Below are 21,589 nucleotides of genomic sequence, written 5' to 3' on the forward strand. Positions count from 1 at the left end.
GTCCTTCCGAGTACGGCTGAGGCACCCTCACGGATCAAAAACGTTTTACACAGTCCAATGCTTCGACCACCTGGAATGTTGGCACCGGATCGGGAGGGCGGGAAGGAGGCTGTCGCGTCTTCCTGCAAATGGGTGCATGAGGGGTTGTTGGAACGTTTTTCTGTCCCTATATTCACTGCGCATCGGCCTCAGCGCCGCGACGTCCCCCTCCGCTCGGCCCCTCCCCAGACGACGGAGTCGCATCATGGTCCGAATCCCGACTGCTCCAGCACGCTCGGAACACCCCATCCCCTGGCGCCTGTGGAAGGTCGCGGCCCTGTCGGGCATGGCCTCCTACCTCGATGCCGCCCTCATCGTCAGCATCGCCGTCAACCTGGCCATCTACCGCGACAGCTACGACATGGGCGTGTGGATGGCGGGCGCGATCAGCGCGATCGTCACCGGCTGCATCGCCGTGGGCTCCCTCGTCGGCGGCCGGCTGGCCGACATGTTCGGGCGCCGCCGCGTCTACAACTGGGACATCTTCTGCTACGCGGTGGGCGCCGTCGTCATCACGCTGGCGCCGAACGACATCGTGCTGTTCATCGGCGTCCTGGTGGCGGGGCTCGCGGCCGGCGCCGACCTGCCGACCTCGCTGGCCGTGGTCTCGGACGCCGCGCCCGCCGAAGGCCGGGCCCGTCTGGTGTCGTTCACACAGGTCATGTGGGTGGCGGGCATCGTCGTCGTCATCTTCCTCGGCTATCTGCTCTCGGACTCGGGCATGACCGGGGCGCGGATCATCACCGGCCATCTGGCCGTCGCCGCGCTGGTCACCTGGCAGCTCCGCTCCCGCCTCGAACTGGCCGACGAGCCCTCGGACACGGAGGTGGCCGAGGAGGCGGCGGCGCTGGCCGCCCCGCGCGGCATCGAGCTGAAGAACGTGCTGAACCGTGCCGCGCTGCTGCCGATGGCCGCGACCTTCGCGTACTACGTCACCTGGGGGATCGGCGCCAACACCTTCGGCCAGTTCGGCACGTATCTGCTGGTCACGGTCAGCGGCGCCTCGCAGAGTCTGGCCACCGGGATCAACCTGGCCTTCCTGCCGATCGCGCTGGTGCTGACCTTCGTCTTCGTCCGGATCGCCGACACCCCCTGGCGCGACCGGCTGTTCTACGTCTTCACCCTCGTGCAGATCCTCGCCTTCTGCATCGCCTCGCTGACGGCCGGCGCCCTGGCCGGCATGCTCGTCTTCTTCGTGCTCTACCAGATCTCCAACCCCTTCGCGGGCGAGGCCAGTTACAAGGTGTGGTCGCAGCTCACGCTGCCCCCGGACACCCGCGGCACCACGCAGGGCCTCACCTACGCCCTGTCTCGCGGGGTGTTCGCGGGCGTCGCGTTCGTCACGCCCGCCCTGATGGAGTACAGCGCGTCCGCCCTGCTCTGGTCGATCACCGCCTGCATGGCGGCGTCGGCGGTCGCGGGCGTCTACATCGTCCGTGTCCTCATCCGGCGTACCGCCGGCGTCCCGCACACCCCGACGGACCTGCGGGTGGCCCCGACCTGAAGCGCAGCAGACCCCGCGACCCACGAGGAGCACCGACCATGACCACCGCCGAACACCCCACGCCCGTAGCGGAGTTGCTGCCACCGGTGCGCCGCCGCCGGACCCGGATCGGCCTGGTCGCCGGCGGGCTCGGCACCTACTGGCCCCAGTTCCCGGGCCTGCTGCCGCAGTTGCGGGAGTCGGCCCGGTACGTCGCCGAGCGGATCGGGGGCATGGACACGGAGGTGACGGACGTCGGCTTCATCTCCGACGCCGAGGAGGGGGCCGCCGCGGCCGAGGAGCTGCGCAAGGCCGACTGCGATCTGATCGTGCTGTTCCTGACGACGTATCTGACGTCCTCGATGGTGCTGCCGATCGCCCGCCGCTCGCACACGCCCGTGCTGGTCATCGACCTCCAGCCGTCCGAGCGGATGGACCACGCCGCCTTCGACACCGGTGCCTGGCTGGCCTACTGCGGACAGTGCCCGGTGCCCGAGGTCGGCAACGTCTTCCGCCGGGCCGGCATCCCCTTCCGGTCCGTCTCGGGCTGGCTGCGCCAGGAGACGGCCTGGCGGCGCATCGAGCAGTGGATCCGCGCCGCGCGCGTCCGCGCCGCGCTCCGGCACGCCCGGCACGGCCTGATGGGTCATCTGTATCCCGGCATGCTCGACGTCTCGACCGACCTGACGCTGCTGCCCACGGCCTTCGGCTCGCACGTGGAGGTGCTGGAGTTCGACGACCTGCGGCACCGGGTGGAGCAGGTGACCGAGGCGGAGACGCGCGACCGGATGGCGCTCGCCCGGCAGGTCTTCACCCTCGACGACAGCGTGGTCGACGAGGACTTCGCGTGGGGATCGACCGTCTCCGTCGCGCTCGACCGGCTGGTCGAGGACTTCGGCCTCGACACGCTCGCCTACTACCACCGCGGGCTCGACGGTGAACTGCACGAGCGGCTCGGAGCCGGCATGATCCTGGGCGCCTCGCTGCTCACCGCCCGGGGCGTGCCCGCGGCCGGCGAGTACGAACTGCGCACCAGCGTCGCGCAGTTGGTGTCGCAGAGCGTCGGCGCGGGAGGCTCGTTCACCGAGATCCAGGCGCTGAACTTCGAGGACGGCGTGGTGGAGATGGGCCACGACGGCCCGGCCCATCTGGCCGTGAGCGCCCGCGACCCGCTGCTGCGCGGGCTGGGCGTCTACCACGGCAAACGCGGCTGGGGCGTCAGCGTGGAGTTCGACGTCCAGCACGGCCCGGTCACCCTCCTGGGGCTCGGCCAGGACGCCGACGGCAGCCTGTCCTTCGTCACGTCCGAGGGCACCGTCGTGCCCGGCCCGCTGCTGGAGATCGGCAACACCACCAGCCGGGTCGACTTCGGCCGTGACCCCGGCGAGTGGGTGGACGCGTGGAGCGCGACGGGCGTGGGCCACCACTGGTCCCTCGCCGTCGGCAGGCACGCGGCGGACTTCCGGGCCGCGGCGAGCCTGCTCGGGATCGACCACCGGGAGGTGTGACCGGGCCGGCCCACGGATGGCCGGTCCCCCGGGAACCGGGCGGCGGTGAACCGGGCAGCGGCGCGGCCCCCTCCGCCGCTCCCCCGCGTTCCGCCGTGAGCCTGATCCGCGGCCCGTCCCACGGCACGGCGCCGCGTCCGCTCGCGGTCCGGTCGGGAAGGTGGGCAGTCCGTCGCCGTACGACAGGCGGCGGCCCACCGTCCCGAGGAGAGCTTCGTGCGCCTGCACCCCGTCGCGGCAGCCCTGGCCTCGTCCGTCCTGCTGGCCTCGCCGGTCCGGGCGGATTCCTCCACCCCTTCCGTGGCCGAGGCCGCGCGTGCCGTGGCCGATCCCGCCGCCTACGTCAATCCGTTCGTCGGTACGGCGCCGGGCGGCACCGACTTCGGACACGGCGGAGGGGCCGGGAACACCTTCCCGGGAGCGTCCGCGGCGCTGGGCGGTGTCCAGTGGAGCCCCGACACCGTCACGCACCAGCACGGCGGCTACGCGTACCAGGACAACCGGATCCGCGGCTTCAGCCTCACCCACATCTCCGGCGCGGGCTGCGACGACTACGGCAACGTGCCGTTCATGCCGCTCACCGGGCGCCCCGGCCCGGACCCCGCGGCCCGCCACGCAACCTTCTCCCACGCCAACGAGCAGGCGGCGCCGGGCAGTTACGGCGTCACCTTCGACAACGGCATCCGTACGCAGATCGCCGCCACCCAGCGCTCCGGCATCGCCCGCTTCACCTATCCCGCCGGCGACACGAGCCCGGCCGGCCTGACGGTGGACGCCGGACGGGCGTTCAACAAGGCGACCGGGGACATCACCATCGGTACGCGCACCCTGTCCGGCTACACCGACGGCGGCGCCTTCTGCGGCTCCACGAACCGCTACCGCCTCTACTTCCACGCCGTGTTCGACCGGCCCTTCGCCCACGCCGAGCACCTGGACGGCAAGACGTCGGGCGCGTACGTCTCCTTCGCCCCCGGCACCCGTGCGGTCACCGCCCGGGTGGGCGTGTCCTTCGTCGACCTCGACGGTGCCCGCCGCAACGCCACCGTGGAACAGGACGGCCGTTCCTACGACTCCGTGCGGCAGGCGGCCCGCGACCGGTGGAACACGTGGCTGGGCCGGATCGACGTGACCGGCGGCACCGAGACGCAGCGCCGGGTCTTCTACACCGCGCTCTACCACGCGCTGCTGCACCCCAGCGCGTTCAGCGACACCGACGGCCGCTACCGGGGCATGGACGGCCAGGTCCACCGCACCCGGTCCGGGCATGTGCAGTACGCGAACTTCTCCGGCTGGGACGTCTACCGCTCCCAGGTCCAGCTGCTCGCCCTGCTCGCGCCGCGCGAGGCCTCCGACGTCGCCCAGTCGATCCTCGAACAGGGCCGCCAGGGCGGGTACTTCGACCGGTGGACGCTCGCCAACGGCGGAACCCGCGTCATGGTCGGCGACCCGCTGCCGGCGATGGCCGCCGCCATCCACGCCTTCGGCGGCACGGACTTCGACGCCGCGGCGCTGCTGCGCACAGCCGTGGCGGGCCGCTCCGACGACCGGCAGCGGCCCGGGCACGAGCTCTACGACACCCTGGGCTACATCCCGGCCGGCACCAAGGGCGTCTGGGGCACCGCGTCCACCACGCTGGAGTACGCGGTCGCCGACGGCGCGCTCGCCCACCTGGCCGGACGGCTCGGCGACACGAGCACCCAGACCGCCCTCAACCGCGCCGCCGGCAACTGGCGTCATCTGTTCAACCCCGCGAGCGGCTACCTCCAGCCCCGCGCCGCCGACGGCACCTGGCCGGCCTTCACCCCCGCCCAGCGCACCGACTACGTCGAGGGCAACGCGGCCCAGTACACCTGGATGGTCCCGCAGGACCTGCCCGGACTGTTCGCCGCCATGGGCGGGAACGCCGCGGTCGCCTCGCGCCTGGACACCTTCTTCACCGAACTCAACGCGGGCGCCGAGAGGCCGTACGCCTATCTCGGCAACGAGCCGTCCTTCGGCGCCCCTTGGGCCTACGACTACGCGGGGCGCCCCGACCGCACGCAGGACACCGTGCGGCGCGCCCTGACCACCCTGTTCACCGACCGCCCCGACGGCCTGGTCGGCAACGACGACCTGGGCGCCATGTCCTCCTGGGCGGTCTGGGCCGGCCTGGGCATGTACCCCCAGGTCCCGGGAAGTCCTCAACTCGCCCTGGCGAGCCCGCTGTTCCCCGGGATCACGGTGCACCGCGGCAACGGCGTCACCCTCTCCGTCCTCGCCCCGGACGCGTCGGCGGCGCGCTCCCGCGTGCGGTCGCTGCACCTGGACGGCCGCCCCGTCGGCACGCCGTTCCTCCCGTCCTCGTTCGTGGCCGAGGGCGGGGTGCTGCGCTACCGCCTGGCCACCCCGTGAGCGGGCCACCGGCCGCCGATTGGCCCGCGACGAGGGCGCGGCCCGCCTGAGACGCTGCGGTTCCCGTGCCGTGAGGAGTCGCCATGCAGGTAGCCGTCGTCACCTTCGACGGATTCAACGAGCTCGACAGCTTCATCGCCTTCGCGCTGATCAACCGGTGCCGCAAGGACGGTCTGGAGGCGTTCGTGACGACACCCGAGCCGGTGGTGACGTCGATGAACGGCATCGAGGTGACCGGGCAGCGCCCGCTGGAGTTCGTGACCGAGGCGGACGTCGTGCTGATCGGCAGCGGCGTCAAGACGCGCGACGTCGTCGCCGACGACCGGCTGATCTCCCGGCTGCCGCTCGACCCCGCACGGCAGCTGATCGGCGCGCAGTGCTCCGGCGCACTGGTGCTCGCCCGCCTCGGCCTGCTGGACACCATGCCCGCCTGCACGGACGTCAGGAGCCGGCCCTACGTCGAGGCCCTCGGCGTCACCGTGCTGGACGCGCCGTTCCACGCCGAGGGCGCCATCGCCACCGCGGGCGGCTGCCTGGCCTCGCAGTACCTGGCCACCTGGGTCATCACCCGGACCCTGGGCGAGGCCGCGGCCTGCGGCGTCCTCGACTACGTCGCTCCGGTGGGCGAGAACGAGGAGACGGTCGAGCGGGCGTTGCGCGCCGTCGGCGCGGGCGAGAGGGCCGCGCTGCGCGGCTGACGGCGGCGCGCCAGCCGCGGACGCGTCACCGGCCGGTGTCTCAGGCGCGCAGTCGGCGCAGGGCACGGGCGGCCGCGTGGACTCCGCACATGCCGTGGGCGCCGGCGCCGGGCGGGGTGGCCGCCGAGCACAGGTAGTGGCCGGGCACCCCGGTGTCGTAGGGCTGGAGGGTGGGGCGGGGGCCGAAGACCAGGCGGGCGGCGCTCATGGCGCCCGTCATGATGTCGCCGCCGACGTGGTTGGGGTTGTACTCCTCGAACCCGGGCGTGGTGCGCACCGCGGTGCCCACGATCCGGTCCCGGAAGCCCGGGGCGAACCGCTCGATCTGCGCGGTGATCGCCTCGGTGGCGTCGCCGGTGTAGCCGTTCGGGACATGGGCGTAGGACCAGACGGGGTGGACGTCGCCGGCCGACCGGGACGGGTCGGCCAGGTACTGCTGCCCGACCAGGACGAACGGCCGCCCGGGCATCCGCCCGGCGTGGACGTCCCGCTCCGTGGCGGCGATCTCGGCGTAGCCGCCGCCCACGTGGACCGTGCCGGCCCGGCGCGGCGATTCGGCCTGCCAGGGCACGCCGCCCTCGACCGCGAAGTCGACCTTGAACGCGCCCGGGCCGTAGCGGTAGCGGCGGTAGGCGCGGGCGGTCCGGGGCGGCAGCAGATCGCCGAGGATGCGGGCCAGGGCCGTGGGCGCGACGTCCCAGAGGGTCACGTCCGCGCGCGGCAGCTCGGCCGCCGAGCACACCCGGACGCCGGTCTCGATCGTGCCTCCCAGCTCGGCCAGGACCGCCGCCAGGGCGCCGGTGATACGGCGCGAGCCGCCCACGGCGACCGCCCAGCCGTAGTGGTGTCCCGCGGTGATGATGCCCAGCCCCACACTCGCGGTCAGCGGCCGCTCCAGGGGGTGGAAGGCGTGCGCCGCGACGCCCGCCCACACCGCTCTGGCCTGCTTGGTCCGGAACGCCCGGGCCAGCAGCGCCGCCGGGGCGAGCGCGGGAAGGCCGAAGCGGGCGAGCTGAACGGGGTGCCGGGGAACGCGCAGGAGCGGGCCCATGATGTCGTCGGCGAAGGTGCCGAACGCCGCCGAGGGGCCCTCGAACAGGCGCCGCCAGATCTCGCCGTCGGGGCCGAGGCCGGCGGCGGTGGCGGTCACCGAGCGGTGCAGCGCCCCGGCGGTGCCGCCGTCCAGCGGATGCGCGCAGTCGATCTCCGGCCAGGCCCAGCGCAGGCCGTGGCGGTCGAGGCGGAGCTCGTTCAGGAACGACGAGCCGACGGCCATGGGGTGGATGGCCGAGCAGTGGTCGTGCAGCAGGCCCGGCAGGATCGCCTCGCCCGAGCGGGTGCCGCCGCCGATGCGGTCGGCCGCCTCCAGCACCGTGACCCGCACGCCGGCCCGGGCCAGCGCGACGGCGGCGGCCAGGCCGTTGGGCCCGGCCCCGACGACGGTCGCTGTGGTCATGAGGGTCCCGCCTTTCCGGAGATCCCCACCATGCCCGCGGCGCGGGTGCCCTCGCCACCGGGCACAGGTCGTCCTTACCGCGCGACGCCGTGGTCGTCCGGGCCCGGTCCCGTGCGGGCGGTGCCGCTCTCGCGGCTCACCTCGTGGTGCCGGCCGTCGGGGCGCGGCAGGGGCTTGAGGTCGACCTGGACGCGGTGCGTGTTGTCGCGGCTCACCGAGCCGCCCAGCCGGGCCTCGACCACGCCGAGGCGCAGCCCCGCGCCGCCGTCGCCGGCCCGGTGGAACTGCACGGAGAACTCCAGGCTGACCTGCTCCACGCTGAACCGCCAGTCGCTCTCGGCCCCTTCGGCCTCGGCCCGCGCCAACTCCGCGCGCACCGTGCCGATGGCCTCCGCGAGACCGACAGGTTCGGTATCCCCCATGTCAACACACCGCCGACTTCCGCAAATTGGCCGATCAAACCTGGTCATAAGTCTAGGGACCCGCCATGCCGCGCGCGTAGGGTGAGACGACATGGGGGAACTGCGTGCGGACTGGAGGCTCAGGCTGCGCCGCGGGGGCGCCGACGGCCCCGTCTGCGGCGCGGGCGTGCTCATCGACCAGCGCACCGCGCTGACCTGCGCACATGTGGTGGGTGACGACCCCGGCACCGCCATGTGGCTGGAGTTCGCGGAGAACGACCGCCTCCCGCCGGTGGCCGCGCGTGTGATGCCCGGCGGCTGGCTGCGGGAGAGCGGGAGCGGCCAGGACGCCGCCGTGCTGCGGCTGGACGACCCGCGCCCGCAGGCGCGCCCCGCCCCGCTCGGCACCGAGCTGTGGGGCGGCATGGAGGTCTTCACGAGCGGCTACGCGGAGGGATTCGACGAGGGCATGACCCTGTGGGGCCGCATCGGCGGAGCCAGCGGCGAACGGGTGCAGCTCGACGCCGTCACCAAGGCGGAGGTGGTGCGCGCCGGCTTCAGCGGCGCCGCCGTGTGCACCCGGCCGCAGGAGGGCTCTCCCACCCGTGTGGTGGGGATCGTCGTCAGCTGGCGCGGCGACATGAGCCGGCCGCTGCCCGAGGACAACCGGGTGGCATTCTCGTATCTGCTGCCCATCGACCGCATCGCGGAACTCTCGCCGGTGGTCAAGGAGTTGAGTGGCCCGCACGCCTGGGACCACGCCTTCGAGGAGCGGCTGATCCGGTGGTTCGACGACCCGGACGGGGACCCGGTGAAGATCACCGTGGTGGCCCCGGACAGCGGCAGGGACCGTTCGCTGCGCCATCTGCTGCACCGGGCCGAGGTCGTCCACCGCGGTGGTGGCAGCCGACCCGATCTCGCCGATCACGCGCTGGACCACATCGACCGTACGGCCGGTGAATACCTGGCGTACTGGGACTGGCTGCGCGGCACCAGGCCCCAGCCCGAGCGGGCGGCCGACCGCGCGCCCGCGCGACCGGCCACAGTCGTCGTGGACGGCCTCGACGAGGAACCCCAGCCCGGTCCGCTGATCGAACTCCTCGCCAGATTAAGGGTGTTGAACTTCCGGCTGCTGCTCGTCTTCCGCCATGAGGGCGGCACCGGCTGGAGCGCGGCGCGGGACGAACTCCTGCGCCCCGCACTGCTCCGCCACGCGGACATCCTGATCGACCTGCTGGAGCGGGCGGAGTTCGGGGCGGCGGTCCGCCGCGACGTCGTCGACAGTGCCTCCCTCGGCTCCGTGACCGAGACGGCCGACCTGCGCCGGGCCGAGCGGCGCCGGATCGACGGCGTGCACGACCCCCACCAGCAGCTCACCCGGCTGCGCAAGCTGCTCAGGACCCTGCGCACCGACCTGAGCCGCCACCAGGAACCGTGACGAGCTGCCCGGTCCGGCCCGGGCGAGGGAGGAGGACGACCGGAGGATGACCACCTGCCCCCACCGGCACTTCGACGGAGCCGCCTGCTCCGGCACGGTGCTTCCCACCGGCCACTGCGCCGTGTGCGGCCGCGCGGAGCACGCGGCGGGGCTGCCCGCCCTGCCCGAGGACCCACGCGAGCGCGGCCCCCACGACCTGCTCGACCTCCCCGAGCGCACCCCGCGCCCCGCCGGGGAACGCCTCATCCGCGCCGACGCGCCGCTGCGCATCCGTATGGCCTGCTCGTCCGCCACCTGCGGCATCACCTTCGCCCCGCCGTACACCGAGGGCCCGGTGCCGATCAAGGGCTTCTGCCCGGCCTGCGGCGAGCGTTACTCGTACGAGCCCGAACTCGCCACGGGCGACGTGCTGCGCGACCAGTACCGGATCATGGGCCCCATCGCGCACGGCGGCCAGGGCTGGGTCTACCTCGCCGAGGACACCCATCTCGGTGACGTCGTCGCCGTCAAGGGACTGCTCAACCGCTACGAGCACGACGGCGCCCGGCTCGCCGACGTCGAGCGGCGCAACCTCGTCGCCATGCGGCACCTCCGCATCGTCCAGATCCGCGACTTCGTCGCCCGGCGCGACGAGCACGGCGAGGTCACCGGCGGCTACATCGTCATGGACGACGTCGGCGACGGCACCCTCGCGAAGGTCGTCGAGGAGACCCGGCGCGGCGAGTCCGTCCTCGACATCGAGCACGTCGCGGCGTACGGCTGCCAGATCCTGGAGGCCTTCGTCCATCTGCACGCCGGCGGTGAACGGGTCTTCGTCTACGGGGACATGAAGCCGTCGAACGTCGTGCACCACGGCGACGGCGTCAAGGTCATCGACCTCGGCGGCATGCGCGAACAGGGCCAGGACCTGCCGCCCGCCCATGTCACGCCCGACTACATGGCGCCCGAGACCGGCTCCGCGGCCATGCCGACCGTCGCCCACGACCTGCACACCGTCGGCGTCACCCTGCGCGAACTCGCCCGCTGGGCCGTCGACGAGGTGCCCGGCCTGGGCACCGCCTCCTTCTGGTGGGTCGTCGAGCGCGCCGTGCGGACCGACCCGGGCCGGCGGTTCGCCGACGCCCGGGAGATGGCCGGCCAACTCCGCGGCGCCCTGCGGGAGATCCGCGCCCTGCGCGGCAAGAGCGACCCGCCCGAGCCGTCCGACTACTTCCGGCCCTCCCCGCAGCTGCTCGGCGCCCGGCTCGGCACGGTGCCGGGCATCGAGCACTGGCTGGCGCGCCCGCGCCGTGACCGGTACGAGCCGCCCGTGGCCCCCGCCCTCGACCTCGGCGCCCCGACGCCCACCGAGATCGCCCGGTGCCTGCCGGTGCCGCGGCGGTTCCCGGGCGACCCGCAGACCGCGCGGTTCGAGGTCAGCAGCGGCTACGACCCGGGCGGGCTCCTGGACCAGCAGGACGAGAAGCCGCGCTCGGTGGAGATCTGCCTGCACAACGTCCGTGTCCTGCTGGGCCGCAACACGCCCGCCGACCTGGAACGGGCCCAGGAGGAGCTGGACATCGCGGACTCCATCCCCGGCCCGTCGGCCGTACGGCGGTGGCGGCTGGAGTGGCACCGCGCCCTGCTCGCCCTGCGCGGCGCCGGACTCGCGGGTGACCCGCGCCAGGCCGCCCAGGCCCAGAGCCATCTGATCCAGGCCAGGAACCACTTCCTCCAGGTCCACTTCGAACTGCCCGGCGAGTACGCCCCCAAGCTGGCCCTCGCCCACTGCGGCGAACTCCTCGGCGACGACACCGCCGGGCCCACCGCCAAGGAGCTGTACGAGGCCGTGTTCGCCCGCAACCGCGCGCACGGCGGCGCCGCCCTCGGGCTGGCCCGGCTCGCGCTGCGCGCGGGCGACCGCCGGGCGGCCCTCGACGTGCTCGCCCGGGTCGGGCCCGGCACGCTGGACCACACCGTCGCCCGGATCGCCTCGGTGCGCATCCGTGCGGCCCGGCTGCCGGGGGACGGTGATCCGCTGCCCACGCCCGGTGAGGTCGACGCGGCGCTCGCGGAACTCCAGGGCCTGGTGGGCCGGACTCCGGGCGCCGGCGAGCCGAGCCTGTCCGAGGACGAGGCACTGCGTCTGAGCACCGAACTGCACGAGTGGAAGCTGGACGCGCTGCACAGCCTCGGCGACCGGCCGGGCCCGGCCGGAAGCGCCGGACGGCTCGACGCCCGCCGGCTCAGACGCCTGGGCGGCCCGGAGCGCGAACTGCGCAGCCGGCTGGAGTCCCGCTACCGGCAACTGGCCGAACACCACGGGGAGTCGGCCGCCGCCCACGACCACCTCGTGGACCTGCTGCACTCGGTACGGCCGCAGACCGTGTTCTGACGCACGCCCGGCCCGCACGGCACGCACGACACAGCGCACGACGGTCCGCGCGGCACCGGCCCGCGGTACGGCGACGAAGGGGAAGGAGCGGTGACGTAGGAGATGAGCAGTCACACTCGGCGGCAGCCGGGGATCCGTCTGCACGTCGATCTCGACGGCGATCTGCTCCCGCACCGCAACGTGAAGATCGAGGCCCATCTGCAGGTCGACGTGGCCGCCGACGGAGCGCCGGTCGATCTGCCCGCCGTCGAGCTCGCGGTGATCATCGCCGTGGACGTCGCCGACTCCCGCCGCGCGGCGGTCCAAGCCCTGGCCGCCGCCCTGCGCGCCCTGCCCGACGGCATCTCCTTCACCGTGCTGGGCGGCGGCACCGAGCCGAGGCGGTGCTATCCGGTGGGCGAGGACGAGTGGGCCGTCGCCAACCAGTACGAGCGGCGCCGGGCCGCCTTCGCCGCCGGCTCGCTCCCGCTGCACAAGGACGGTCCGCGGCCTGCCGGTTACGCCGCCTGGGCGGCCGCCTCGCGGGCCCTGCTCGCCGGGCGCCCGCTGTCCGTGCAGCATCTGGTGCTGATCACGGACGGCAGCAGCGCCGCCGGCGAGACGCGGCTGGAGGAGGAACTGGACGCCTGCGCCGGGCAGTTCACCTGCGACGTGTTCGCCGTGGGCACGGACTGGCCTCCCGATCCGCTGCTGGCCCTCGCCGAACGACTGCACGGCACCGCCGAGTTCGTGGAGGACGGCCTCGCCCAGGCGGTCACCGGCGCGATCCAGCGGCTGCGCCGGGTGCACACGCCGCAGCTGCCGATCGAGGTGACCGTGCGGCCCTCCGTCCGCCAGGTCTCGCTGACCGAGAAGGCGCCCCGCCCGCACCGCCTCGGCGGGCTGCCGCAGCCCGGCCGGCCCCACCGCTGGAGCTTTCCGACCTACCAGTGGGAGCAGGGCCGCCGCGACTACCTGCTCACCCTGGTCGCCGACGCGGACGCGGATCCGCTGGAGACGGAGCTGCAGTTCGCCATGGTCTCCGTCGGCGACGTGCACGCCCCGGTCGTCGCCCGCTGGCACCTTCCCGACCGGTCCCCGCCGCACGCCCCGGCGGGCGGCGACAGCGTACGCAGCCTCAACGTCACCGCACGGATGCGCAGTGCCCTCAGGCAAGGGCTCGTCGCTCTCGAGGCACGGCAACAGGGCACCGCCGAGGACCGGTTGGGGCAGGCCGCCCGGCTGGCGGCGCAGCTGGGCACGGAGTGGGTGCTGGACGAGATCCGCGCGGTCGCCGACATCGAGGACGCGGCCGCGGGCCGGATCCGGCTGCGCACCGTCGACGCCGGCACCCTGGCCCCGATGATCCTGCGCGCCGGATCCCGGCCCGGCGGGCCCCTGACCGAGGCCGTCGGAGCGCGGCCGGGCCCGCGGTGCCGGGCATGCCGCACCCCGGCCGGGAGCGAGGCCCGTTACTGCATCAGCTGCGGAAGGAAGCTGCTGTGACGACCGCACGCGCCGTCTCCTGGCGCCGCCGCTCGCCGGCCTCCTTGTGGCGCGGGCTGCTGAGTCCCTGGCGGACCCGCCGGCTGCTGGAGGCGCACCTGCTGATCCTGATCGTGTGCGCCGCGGTGGCGGCGACCGCGCTGTTCTTCTCCTACCGGCAGACCCAGCGCGGCGCCGTGGCGCTCGCGTCCCGCGAGGCGCCCGCCGTGCAGGGGCTCGCCGGCACCCGGCTCGCCGCGCTGCGCTCGTACCAGGAGGCCAACGCCCTGGTGGTGGAGCGGCTCGCCGATGTGGCCGGCTCGGGCGAGACCTACCGGTCCCAGCTCTCCGCCGCGAGCCAGGGCCTGTCCCGTATCGCCGACCGCACGGACCAGGACCTCGGCACGGTCAACGGCCTGCTCGCCACCTACGGCAACTCGCTCAACCTCGGAATGTCCGTGTACCGGGACCAACCCCTCATGCGGGACCAGAAGTTCAGGGAGGCGAAGTCGCTGCTCGTCCGCGACAAGGTGGGACTCGCACCCCGGCTGGACGGACTCCAGACGACCCAGATCCGGCACGCCGAGGCCACGGCGACCATGGGGGACTGGCAGCGTGCCGGCTGGTGGCTGGCCGAACTCGCCCTCGGGGCACTGGCGTTGACCCTGCTGTCGGCCCTGTTCGTGCTGCGCGACCGCTGCGGCCGCGACTGGAACCCGTACCTGCTCGCGACCTTGGCCCTCACCGTCGCACTCGCCGTGGTCCCGGTGCTGACGACGTCGACCACCGAGGCCGACCTCGGCGCGGCGCTGAAGGACCTGCACCGGATCACCGACGTGTCCGGACGGATCACCGACGTGTCCGCGCCGCACAAGGAACTGATCGACGCGCAGACGAGCGTCACGCAGAGGTCCGAGCAGGTCCGGCAGCGGCTGACCGACGACACCTGGACCGACCGGGTGTACCGGGGCACCTTCGTCGGCGGTCTGCTGATCGTCGTCCTGCCCGCGCTCGGTCTCGGACTCCGGCTCGACGGCGACTACTGGAGGCGACGGTGACCCGCCGGTTGAAGATGCTGGTCCTGCTGGTGGTCATGGTGCTGGTCGCCGCCGTCGGCGTGGTGGTGGTCTGGACGCAGCACGACGACGAGGAGCCGGTGACCATCCTCGGCACGTGGACCGGGCAGCAGGAGCAGCAGTTCAAGGCGGTGCTACGGAGCTTCGGCATCCCGTTCCGGTACCAGGGCACCGCGGCTCAGCGCGAGGTGCTGCTCTCCAAGGTGCAGTCGGGCGAGCCGCCGGACATCGTGATCATGCCGGGCATCGGTGAACTCGCCGAATACCAGCAGCAGGGCCGACTCAAACCGCTGGACCACCTCTTCGACCCGAAGCAGTACGGCGCCCCCTGGAACGCCGCCGGCACAGCCTCCGACCACGTGTACTGGGTCCCGGTGAAGGCTGACCTGAAGAGCATCGTCTGGTATCGCGAGGGCCGTCGGCCTGCCGACAAGCCCGCGCCGATGAGCAGTTGGTGCATGGGCATGGGCGACGACGGCGCCTCGGGCTGGCCCGGCACCGACTGGATCGAGGACCTCGTCCTGCAGCGGGCGGGCCCCCGCTTCTACACGCGGTGGGCCCTGAACACGGGTGGGCCGCACGACAAGTGGTGGACGAGCACCGAGGTGCGTTCCGCCTGGACGGCCTGGGCCCGGCTGCTCGAGCAGGACAGGTCCGCGGCGCGCACGGCGCTGCGCACGGACCATCGCGGGGACCCGGACGGGCACGGACTGCTGTTCGGCGGCGCGCACGGCTGCACCCTGGAGCACCAGGGCTCGTTCGCACGTTCCTTCTACGGTACGAAGGACACGCGGCGCGCACGTCTCACCGACTCCGCCGCGCTGTTGCCCGGAGGCGCCACGCAGTTGCGCGGCCACGAGGTGACCGGCGACTTCGCGGCGTTGTTCAGCAAGCGCGCCCGGGCCCGTGAGCTGATCCGGCGGCTGTCCTCGAAGGGCGCCCAGCAGCAGTGGGCGAAAGGGGCGGGCGTGTTCTCGGCGAACCGCCAAGTGGTCCCGCAGGGCGAGCCGGTGGAGCGCCAGATCGCCCGGCGGCTCCTGAAGGGGCCCCGCTGCCTGGATGCCTCGGACGTCATGGCACCGGCCGTACGGGACGCGTTCTACGAGGCCGTCCTGCTGACGATCGCCAGGGTCGCCGCCAAGGATGACGACCCGCATATCGGCGCGCTTCTCGAGAACGTGCAGCGGGTGCAGGACGTGTCCACCAAGCATGCGGCGCTGCAGACGGTGTGCAGCACGCACTGAGCCCGCGCGGCCACCGGCAGCTTCAGCGGGATGCCGCCCGTCTCGTAGACGCCGTTGCGCACCGAGGCCGCGACCTTGGCCAGACGCGCGTTGCGCAGGGTCAGGATCTGGCCCTCGTACCACTGCGTGCTGCGGAGCCCGGACATGCGGTTCCTTCCGGATGCCGGGTACGGCGGTCTACAGTCTGGATCGCCATGGAGCATACGCAGACGTCCGAGGACCGCGGTATCCCGTCGGCGCCGGCCCCTGCCCGGGCGCCCGCGAGGCGTGGCCTCATGCGCGCGTTCGTCCTGACCGCGCCGGGCGCGTACGCGGTCGAGGAGGTCCCGGTGCCCGTGGCCGGTCCCGGCGAGGTCGTCGTCGACGTCGAGCGGGTCGGCGTGTGCGGCACCGATGTCGAGTTCTTCACCGGCGAGATGGCCTATCTCCACCAGGGGCACTGCGCCTATCCGATGCGGCCGGGGCACGAGTGGGCCGGCCGTGTCTCGGCGGTCGGTGCCGGCGTCGATCCCGGTTGGACGGGCCGGCGTGTCATGGGCGACACGATGCTCGGCTGCGGCACCTGCCGCCGCTGCCTGCGGGGGCATCAGCACGTGTGCGAGCAGCGGCAGGAGGTCGGCATCCGCGGGGCGCGGGCGGGCGCGCTGGCCGAGCAACTCACCGTGCCCGCCTCGTCGTTGCACGCACTGCCGGAGGCCCTCGACCCGGTGCTGGGCGCGCTGGTGGAGCCGGGCGGCAACGCGCTGCGCGCCGCGCGGGCCGCCGCGGCGCGTCCCGGGGACCGCGCCCTGGTCCTGGGTCCGGGCACGATCGGGCTGCTGACGGCGATGTTCCTGCGGGCCGCCGGTGCGGAGGTCCATCTGATGGGCTGCACCGAGAGCTCCCTCGCCTTCGCCCGTGAGCTGGGCCTCGAGCACGTCTGGGCGGAGGGCGCGCTGCCGGACCTGCCGTTCGACGCGGTCGTGGACGCCTCGAACGCCGCGCATCTGCCGGAACTGGCACTGGAGTTGATCGAACCGGGCGGCCGCCTCGTCTACATCGGGCTGGCGGGCGGGCGCAGCGGGATCGACACCCGTTCCCTGGTCCTGAAGGACGTGACCGCGGTGGGCATCCTGTCCGCCTCCCCCGCCCTCGACGCCACCGTCCGGGCCTACTCCTCCGGTGCGGTCGACCCCAGGCCGCTCGTCGCCGCCACGGTGAGCCTGGACGAGGTCGGGCCGGTGCTGTCCGGTGAACGTCCGCGAGGTGCCGGGCCCGGGCCCAAGATCCATGTCGACCCGACCACCCGGGGATCGGCGCAGGCGTAGCGGACACGCCCCAGGGCAGGTCGGAACGCGGTCAGCCGTCCGGCGGCTGCTCCCCCGCCTCCTCCACCGCCGGGTGCTCCTCCCGCGGTACGGCGATCTCGCTCCAGACCTGCTTGCCGCCGGCCACCGGCATCGAGCCGAAGGCCTCCGACATCGCCTCGACCAGCAGCAGGCCGCGGCCGCCGGTCGCCTCCCAGTCCACGATCACGGGTTTGGCGGGCGCACGCGGCTGGGAGTCGCTGACGCAGACGCGCACCCGGTCCCCGCGCAGCGTGAGGTCGAGGCGGACCGGGCCCTGGGTGTGCACCAGGGCGTTGGTGACCAGTTCGGACACCACCAGCAGCACCGCGTCGGCCATGTCGCCGACGTGCCAGGCGCGCAGCGTGCGGGCGGTGAAGCGGCGGGCGTGCATGACGGCGTCGGGCAGCCGCCACACGACCCAGCCGGCCCGGATCGGCCGGGTCCGCATGCCGTCGTAGCGGAGCAGCAGCAGCGCCACGTCGTCCTCGCGGCGGCCGTCCTCCCCGAGCAGGCGGTCCGCCATCCGTCCCAGGTCGCCCGGGTCGGCGGCGGCGAGGGCCGCGCGCGTCCGGTCCATGCCCTCGTCGACGGGGAGATCCGCCGCTTCCACCAGGCCGTCGGTGAGCAGCGCGAGCACCGTGCCGGGCGCCAACTCGACCGTGGTCATGGGGAATTCGGCCTCCGCGTGGATGCCCAGCGGCAGGCCGCCCTCGACCTCTATCTCCTCCGCGACGCCGTCGGGATGGCGCACCAGGGGTGCGAGGTGCCCGGCCCGGACGAACAGGGTGTTGCCTTCCTCCAGGTCGAGTTCGGCGTAGCAGCAGGTGGCGAAGAGGTCGGTCTCCATGCCGACGAGGAGGCGGTTGGCGTGGGCCACGACCACGTCGGGCGGGTGGCCCTCCACCGCGTAGGCCCTGACCGCCGTACGCATCTGGCCCATGATGGTCGCGGCCGCCGCGCTGTGCCCCTGGACGTCGCCGATGACGAGGGCCACCCGGTCCTCGGACAGGGCGATGACGTCGTACCAGTCGCCGCCGACCTGGAGTCCCCGCCGGGCGGGCAGATAGCGGGCCACGGCCTTCGCGCCGGGCAGTTCGGGCAGGCGCCGGGGCAGCAGGCTGCGCTGGAGCATCGTGGCGAGCTCCTGCTCGGCGTCGTGCTCGTGCGCGCGCTGGAGGGCCTGCCCGACCAGCGCCGCGGTGGCGGTCAGCAGGGACCGCTCGTCGGGCAGGAAGGCGTGCGGCCGGTCCCAGCCGACCAGGCACACGCCGGCGATCCGGCCCCGGGCGGGCAGCGGCAGCACGGCGAGCCCGCCCTCGCCGATGCCCGCGAGTCCGGCCTCGAAGGCGGAGCCGCCCGGCCACAGGTCCAACCGGCCGTCCCGTAGAGCCAGTTGCAGGGTGGGCAGGGAACTGACCGGCGCGTCGGGCCACTCCGAGCGCCACTGGGCGCGCCAGGTCTCCGGCCAGTGGTCGGGCTGCGGCGGATCGAGCACGGTGACCGTCAGCCGGTCGCCCTGCAGTTCGGCCAGTGCCACCCGGTCGGCGCCCAGCGGCTCGCGCAGCGCGGTGACCACCACGCGGCCCACGTCGGGAACCGTCGTCGCCTCGTCGAGCGCGGCGGTCAGCCACTGGATCCGGGAGACGTCGTCGGAACCGCGGCGCAGGACCCGGGTCGCGGTCACCACGCCCAGGACGCGCTCCGGCCCGGCGTCACCGCCGGCCACGACGCGGCAGCTCAGGCTCAGCCAGCGCATCTCCCCCGCCGGTCCGCGGACCCGGAACTCCAGCTCCCGCCGGGCGGACGGCTGGGCGGCCGGTTCCAGCACCGACACCAGGGCGTGCATGTCCTCCGGCACGGCGTGCGCGAGCAGGGTGTCCGCCTTGCCGTCGAAGTCGGCCGGCGCGATGCCGAGCAGGCTGAGCAGGGTCTCGTCCGCCTCGACCACGCCAGTGTCGGGCACCAGGACGAAGGAGCCGGCGTGCAGGTTGCGCAGGGCGGGCCGCAGCACCGGTGACGGCATGGATCCGCGGGCACCGGCCGGCAGCACGCGGGCGACGGCGTCGGCGTACCGCTCCAGGAAGTGCCGCTGCTCGGCCTCGAAGCCGGTGCCGGAGACGCCCACCACGACGAGGCAGCCGAGCCGTACGCCGTCCGCGGTGAGCGGCAGCGCCCCGAGCGGGGCCTCGGCGTGCGGCTCGCCGTAGGTGGCCAGGTCCGCGGGGCTCAGCCACAGGGGGCGGCCGGTGCGGAAGGCGTGCGCCGCGGGCGAGCCCTCGGCCAGGGGCACGCGCTCGGACAGCCGGTACGGGGCCACCTGCCGGCGGACGGTCTCCGCCTGCCGCAGCTCCTCCTCGCCGGGCACGTAGACGGCCACCACGGCAACCCCGGCGAAGGCCAGCACCTGGTCTCCCACCGCCTCGGACGGCGGCGGAGGCACCACTCCGGTGGCGGCGTCGGCCCCGGATGCCGGCGGCGGGGAGACTCCCGCACGGGCTCGGCCGTCGTGAGGCATGTCGGCACCCACCTCCCGTCCGCGCCGCGCCTGGGGCTGAGATCGGGCATCTACTCCCCAGCGTCCCATACCCCGTCGTATCGCACCTGGACCGTTCGGCGGCCCGTGGGCGGCCGATCTCCCGGCGAGGCACAGTCGTTGCGGCGGGTGCCGCCGCGTTCGCAGATCGTCGCGGCCGGTGCCACACTGACGAAAGGTCGTCCCGCCACGCGCACGTGGGCGTCCCAGAAGGATCTCCGCCCGGAGGGAGGTCCCCCGGTGATGAAGGCCTGCGTACGGGGCGCGGCGGTCGCCCTGACGGCTGTCTCCACGGCCGTGGCCCTGGCCGCCTGCGGGTCGAGCGCCGTGGACCCGCCCGGCGGCGGAGGGACGCCGAGGATCGCCGTGCTGCTCCCCGACGCCACCACGGCCCGCTGGGAGACACAGGACAGGCCCCTGCTGGAGAAGCGGATCACGCAGCGGTGCCCCGAGTGCAGCATCCAGCACGCCAACGCCAGGGGGGACGTGGCGATCCAGCAGGAGCAGATGGACTCCGTGATCACCTCGGGCGCCGACGCCATCGTGCTGGTGCCCGTGGACGCCCGTTCACTGGGCACCGCGGTCACCAAGGCGGCCGAGGCGGGCATCCCGGTGATCTCCTACGACCGCCTCTCCGAGGGCCCGATCTCCGGCTACGTCTCCTTCGACGGCGAGGAGGTCGGCCGGCTCCAGGGCAGGGCGCTGCTGAAGGCCATGGGCCGGCACGCGACGCGCCCGGAGATCGTGATGATGAACGGCGATCCCAGCGACCCCAACGCGGTGTCGTTCAAGAAGGGGGCCCTGTCCGTGCTCACCGGGAAAGTGAAGATCGGCAAGGCGTACGACACCCTGGACTGGCGGACCGAGACGGCGTACATGAACATGTCGGGCGCGATCGCCGCGCTGGACGCCGACCGGATCCAGGGCGTCTACGCCGCCAACGACGGTCTCGCCGCCGGCAGCATCTCCTCCCTGAAGGCCAACAAGGTCGCCCCGCTGCCCCCGGTCACCGGTCAGGACGCCGAGCTGGGCGCCGTGCGGCGCATCGTCGCGGGCGAGCAGTACATGACCGTCTACAAGCCCTTCGATCCCGAGGCGTCCGCCGGTGCCGCGATGGCCGTGGCCGCGGCCCGCCGGAGCCCGCTGGCCGAGGTGGGCAAGGACACGGTGCACACCAGCCGGGGCAAGGCGGTGCCGGCCGTCCTGCTCACGCCCGTCCCGGTGACCGCCGGCACCATCAAGGACACCCTGGTGAAGGACGGCTTCTACACCGTCCGGCAGATCTGCGTCCCCCGGCTCCTGGCCGCCTGCAGCAGGGCCGGACTGCTCTGACACGCCCGCTTCGGCCGGGCCGGGCCCCGGGAAGGAGATGGTTTCTGTGCCGGCTGCCCCCTTGCTGGCGCTGCGCGGGGTGTGCAAGCGCTTCGGTGTCGTAGAGGTACTGAAGGACGTCGACCTGGAGATCCATGCCGGCCAGGTGGTCGCCCTCCTCGGCGACAACGGCGCCGGCAAGTCCACCCTCGTCAAAGTGATCTCCGGCGTCTCCCCCGCCGACAAGGGCGTCATCGAGTGGGAGGGGCGGACGGTGCAGATCAGGCGCCCGCACGACGCCCGTGACCTCGGCATCGCCACCGTCTATCAGGACCTCGCGCTGTGCGGGAACCTCGACGTCGTCGGCAATCTCTTCCTCGGCCGGGAGATCCGCAGGTTCGGCTTCCTCGACGAGATGGAGATGGAGAGCCGCACCATCGGCCTGCTGGAGCGCCTGACCCGGGCCATCCCCGATCTGCGGGCCCCCGTCGTCTCGCTCTCCAGCGGGCAGCGCCAGGCGGTGGCCATCGCGCGCTCGCTCCTCGGCGACCCGCAGGTGCTGCTGCTGGACGAACCGACCGCGGCGCTGGGCTTCGAGCAGACCAACGAGGTGCTGGACCTCGTCGACGCGCTGCGGGAGCGCGGCATGGGCGTCCTGCTCATCAGCCACAACATGGGCGACGTGAAGGCGCTCGCGGACCGCGCCGTCGTGCTGCGGCTCGGCCGCAACAACGGCTTCTTCAACGTGAACACCGCGTCCCAGGAACAGATCATCGCCTCCATCACCGGCGCCACCGAGAACGTGCCACGGCGGGCGGCCTCCTACGAGACGAGGTGGTGACCGC

At 73.5% G+C, this 21,589-nt stretch carries 15 protein-coding genes; 12 read left to right on the forward strand and 3 right to left on the reverse strand.

Going from position 1 to position 21,589, the window contains the following annotated elements; genetic code table 11:
• Nucleotides 1–244: 244 nt before the first annotated feature.
• From ACFU97_RS11495 to ACFU97_RS11510, 4 genes are all read left to right on the forward strand, one after another.
• Entirely contained in the window at nucleotides 245–1,543 is a 1,299-nt protein-coding gene (locus ACFU97_RS11495) for an MFS transporter (protein WP_384254073.1), read from the forward strand.
• 38 nt (nucleotides 1,544–1,581) lie between these two features.
• The gene (locus ACFU97_RS11500) at nucleotides 1,582–3,030 is read left to right on the forward strand and encodes an arabinose isomerase (RefSeq protein ID WP_384254075.1); all 1,449 of its coding nucleotides are present in this window, start codon (nucleotides 1,582–1,584) and stop codon (nucleotides 3,028–3,030) included.
• A gap of 216 nt (nucleotides 3,031–3,246) precedes the next feature.
• On the forward strand, nucleotides 3,247–5,421 hold the full coding sequence (locus ACFU97_RS11505; protein WP_384254077.1) for a GH92 family glycosyl hydrolase: 2,175 nt from the start codon (nucleotides 3,247–3,249) through the stop codon (nucleotides 5,419–5,421).
• A gap of 83 nt (nucleotides 5,422–5,504) precedes the next feature.
• Nucleotides 5,505–6,119, forward strand: coding sequence for a DJ-1/PfpI family protein (locus tag ACFU97_RS11510; protein WP_384254080.1), 615 nt, complete (start codon nucleotides 5,505–5,507; stop codon nucleotides 6,117–6,119).
• A gap of 40 nt (nucleotides 6,120–6,159) precedes the next feature.
• Here the strand turns inward: ACFU97_RS11510 and ACFU97_RS11515 are convergent, their stop codons facing one another.
• Nucleotides 6,160–7,575 carry a phytoene desaturase family protein gene (locus ACFU97_RS11515; RefSeq protein ID WP_384254082.1) on the reverse strand — a complete coding sequence of 472 codons (1,416 nt, stop codon included), beginning with the start codon at nucleotides 7,573–7,575 and terminating at the stop codon, nucleotides 6,160–6,162.
• A gap of 74 nt (nucleotides 7,576–7,649) precedes the next feature.
• On the reverse strand, nucleotides 7,650–7,997 hold the full coding sequence (locus tag ACFU97_RS11520) for a trypco2 family protein (RefSeq protein WP_384254084.1): 348 nt from the start codon (nucleotides 7,995–7,997) through the stop codon (nucleotides 7,650–7,652).
• Nucleotides 7,998–8,088: 91 nt separating this feature from the next.
• Here ACFU97_RS11520 and ACFU97_RS11525 point away from each other — a divergent pair, with 91 nt between their 5' ends.
• The 6 genes from ACFU97_RS11525 (at nucleotide 8,089) to ACFU97_RS11550 (ending at nucleotide 16,879) form a co-directional block, all read left to right on the forward strand.
• Nucleotides 8,089–9,414 (forward strand): serine protease, encoded by a 1,326-nt coding sequence (locus ACFU97_RS11525; protein WP_384254087.1) that lies wholly within the window; start codon nucleotides 8,089–8,091, stop codon nucleotides 9,412–9,414.
• Nucleotides 9,415–9,460: 46 nt separating this feature from the next.
• Nucleotides 9,461–11,788: a tetratricopeptide repeat protein gene (locus ACFU97_RS11530; RefSeq protein ID WP_384254089.1), complete on the forward strand. Its 2,328-nt coding sequence runs from the start codon at nucleotides 9,461–9,463 to the stop codon at nucleotides 11,786–11,788.
• A gap of 102 nt (nucleotides 11,789–11,890) precedes the next feature.
• Nucleotides 11,891–13,273: a hypothetical protein gene (locus ACFU97_RS11535; protein WP_384254092.1), complete on the forward strand. Its 1,383-nt coding sequence runs from the start codon at nucleotides 11,891–11,893 to the stop codon at nucleotides 13,271–13,273.
• Complete coding sequence (locus tag ACFU97_RS11540) at nucleotides 13,270–14,310, forward strand: hypothetical protein (protein WP_384254094.1); 1,041 nt, start codon at nucleotides 13,270–13,272, stop codon at nucleotides 14,308–14,310. The genes ACFU97_RS11535 and ACFU97_RS11540 overlap by 4 nt, the downstream gene beginning before the upstream one ends.
• Nucleotides 14,307–15,572 carry an extracellular solute-binding protein gene (locus ACFU97_RS11545; protein WP_384254097.1) on the forward strand — a complete coding sequence of 422 codons (1,266 nt, stop codon included), beginning with the start codon at nucleotides 14,307–14,309 and terminating at the stop codon, nucleotides 15,570–15,572. Before ACFU97_RS11540 ends, ACFU97_RS11545 begins: the two co-directional genes overlap by 4 nt.
• Before the next feature lie 275 nt (nucleotides 15,573–15,847).
• Nucleotides 15,848–16,879, forward strand: a complete 1,032-nt coding sequence (locus ACFU97_RS11550; RefSeq protein ID WP_384254099.1) for a zinc-binding dehydrogenase — start codon at nucleotides 15,848–15,850, stop codon at nucleotides 16,877–16,879.
• A gap of 31 nt (nucleotides 16,880–16,910) precedes the next feature.
• Here the strand turns inward: ACFU97_RS11550 and ACFU97_RS11555 are convergent, their stop codons facing one another.
• Complete coding sequence (locus tag ACFU97_RS11555; RefSeq protein WP_384254101.1) at nucleotides 16,911–19,415, reverse strand: SpoIIE family protein phosphatase; 2,505 nt, start codon at nucleotides 19,413–19,415, stop codon at nucleotides 16,911–16,913.
• 261 nt (nucleotides 19,416–19,676) lie between these two features.
• On the opposite strand from ACFU97_RS11555, the gene ACFU97_RS11560 reads away from it, so the two are divergent.
• Both ACFU97_RS11560 and ACFU97_RS11565 read left to right on the forward strand, forming a co-directional pair.
• Entirely contained in the window at nucleotides 19,677–20,765 is a 1,089-nt protein-coding gene (locus tag ACFU97_RS11560; protein ID WP_384254156.1) for a sugar ABC transporter substrate-binding protein, read from the forward strand.
• A 37-nt stretch (nucleotides 20,766–20,802) separates the two neighbouring features.
• Nucleotides 20,803–21,585, forward strand: coding sequence for an ATP-binding cassette domain-containing protein (locus tag ACFU97_RS11565; protein ID WP_384254103.1), 783 nt, complete (start codon nucleotides 20,803–20,805; stop codon nucleotides 21,583–21,585).
• Nucleotides 21,586–21,589 lie beyond the last annotated feature (4 nt).

Origin of the sequence: Streptomyces sp. NPDC057616 (assembly GCF_042800575.1) — a bacterium.
In the GTDB taxonomy this organism is placed as follows: domain Bacteria; phylum Actinomycetota; class Actinomycetes; order Streptomycetales; family Streptomycetaceae; genus Streptomyces.

Bases quoted from the DNA above. Each gene is read 5' to 3' on its own strand.
- ACFU97_RS11495 (WP_384254073.1), top strand. From the start codon at position 245: ATGGTCCGAATCCCGACTGCTCCAGCACGCTCGGAACACCCCATCCCC.
- ACFU97_RS11500 (WP_384254075.1), top strand. From the start codon at position 1,582: ATGACCACCGCCGAACACCCCACGCCCGTAGCGGAGTTGCTGCCACCG.
- ACFU97_RS11510 (WP_384254080.1), top strand. From the start codon at position 5,505: ATGCAGGTAGCCGTCGTCACCTTCGACGGATTCAACGAGCTCGACAGC.
- ACFU97_RS11515 (WP_384254082.1), bottom strand. From the start codon at position 7,575: ATGACCACAGCGACCGTCGTCGGGGCCGGGCCCAACGGCCTGGCCGCC.
- ACFU97_RS11520 (WP_384254084.1), bottom strand. From the start codon at position 7,997: ATGGGGGATACCGAACCTGTCGGTCTCGCGGAGGCCATCGGCACGGTG.
- ACFU97_RS11525 (WP_384254087.1), top strand. From the start codon at position 8,089: ATGGGGGAACTGCGTGCGGACTGGAGGCTCAGGCTGCGCCGCGGGGGC.
- ACFU97_RS11530 (WP_384254089.1), top strand. From the start codon at position 9,461: ATGACCACCTGCCCCCACCGGCACTTCGACGGAGCCGCCTGCTCCGGC.
- ACFU97_RS11535 (WP_384254092.1), top strand. From the start codon at position 11,891: ATGAGCAGTCACACTCGGCGGCAGCCGGGGATCCGTCTGCACGTCGAT.
- ACFU97_RS11550 (WP_384254099.1), top strand. From the start codon at position 15,848: ATGCGCGCGTTCGTCCTGACCGCGCCGGGCGCGTACGCGGTCGAGGAG.
- ACFU97_RS11555 (WP_384254101.1), bottom strand. From the start codon at position 19,415: ATGCCTCACGACGGCCGAGCCCGTGCGGGAGTCTCCCCGCCGCCGGCA.
- ACFU97_RS11560 (WP_384254156.1), top strand. From the start codon at position 19,677: ATGAAGGCCTGCGTACGGGGCGCGGCGGTCGCCCTGACGGCTGTCTCC.
- ACFU97_RS11565 (WP_384254103.1), top strand. From the start codon at position 20,803: ATGGTTTCTGTGCCGGCTGCCCCCTTGCTGGCGCTGCGCGGGGTGTGC.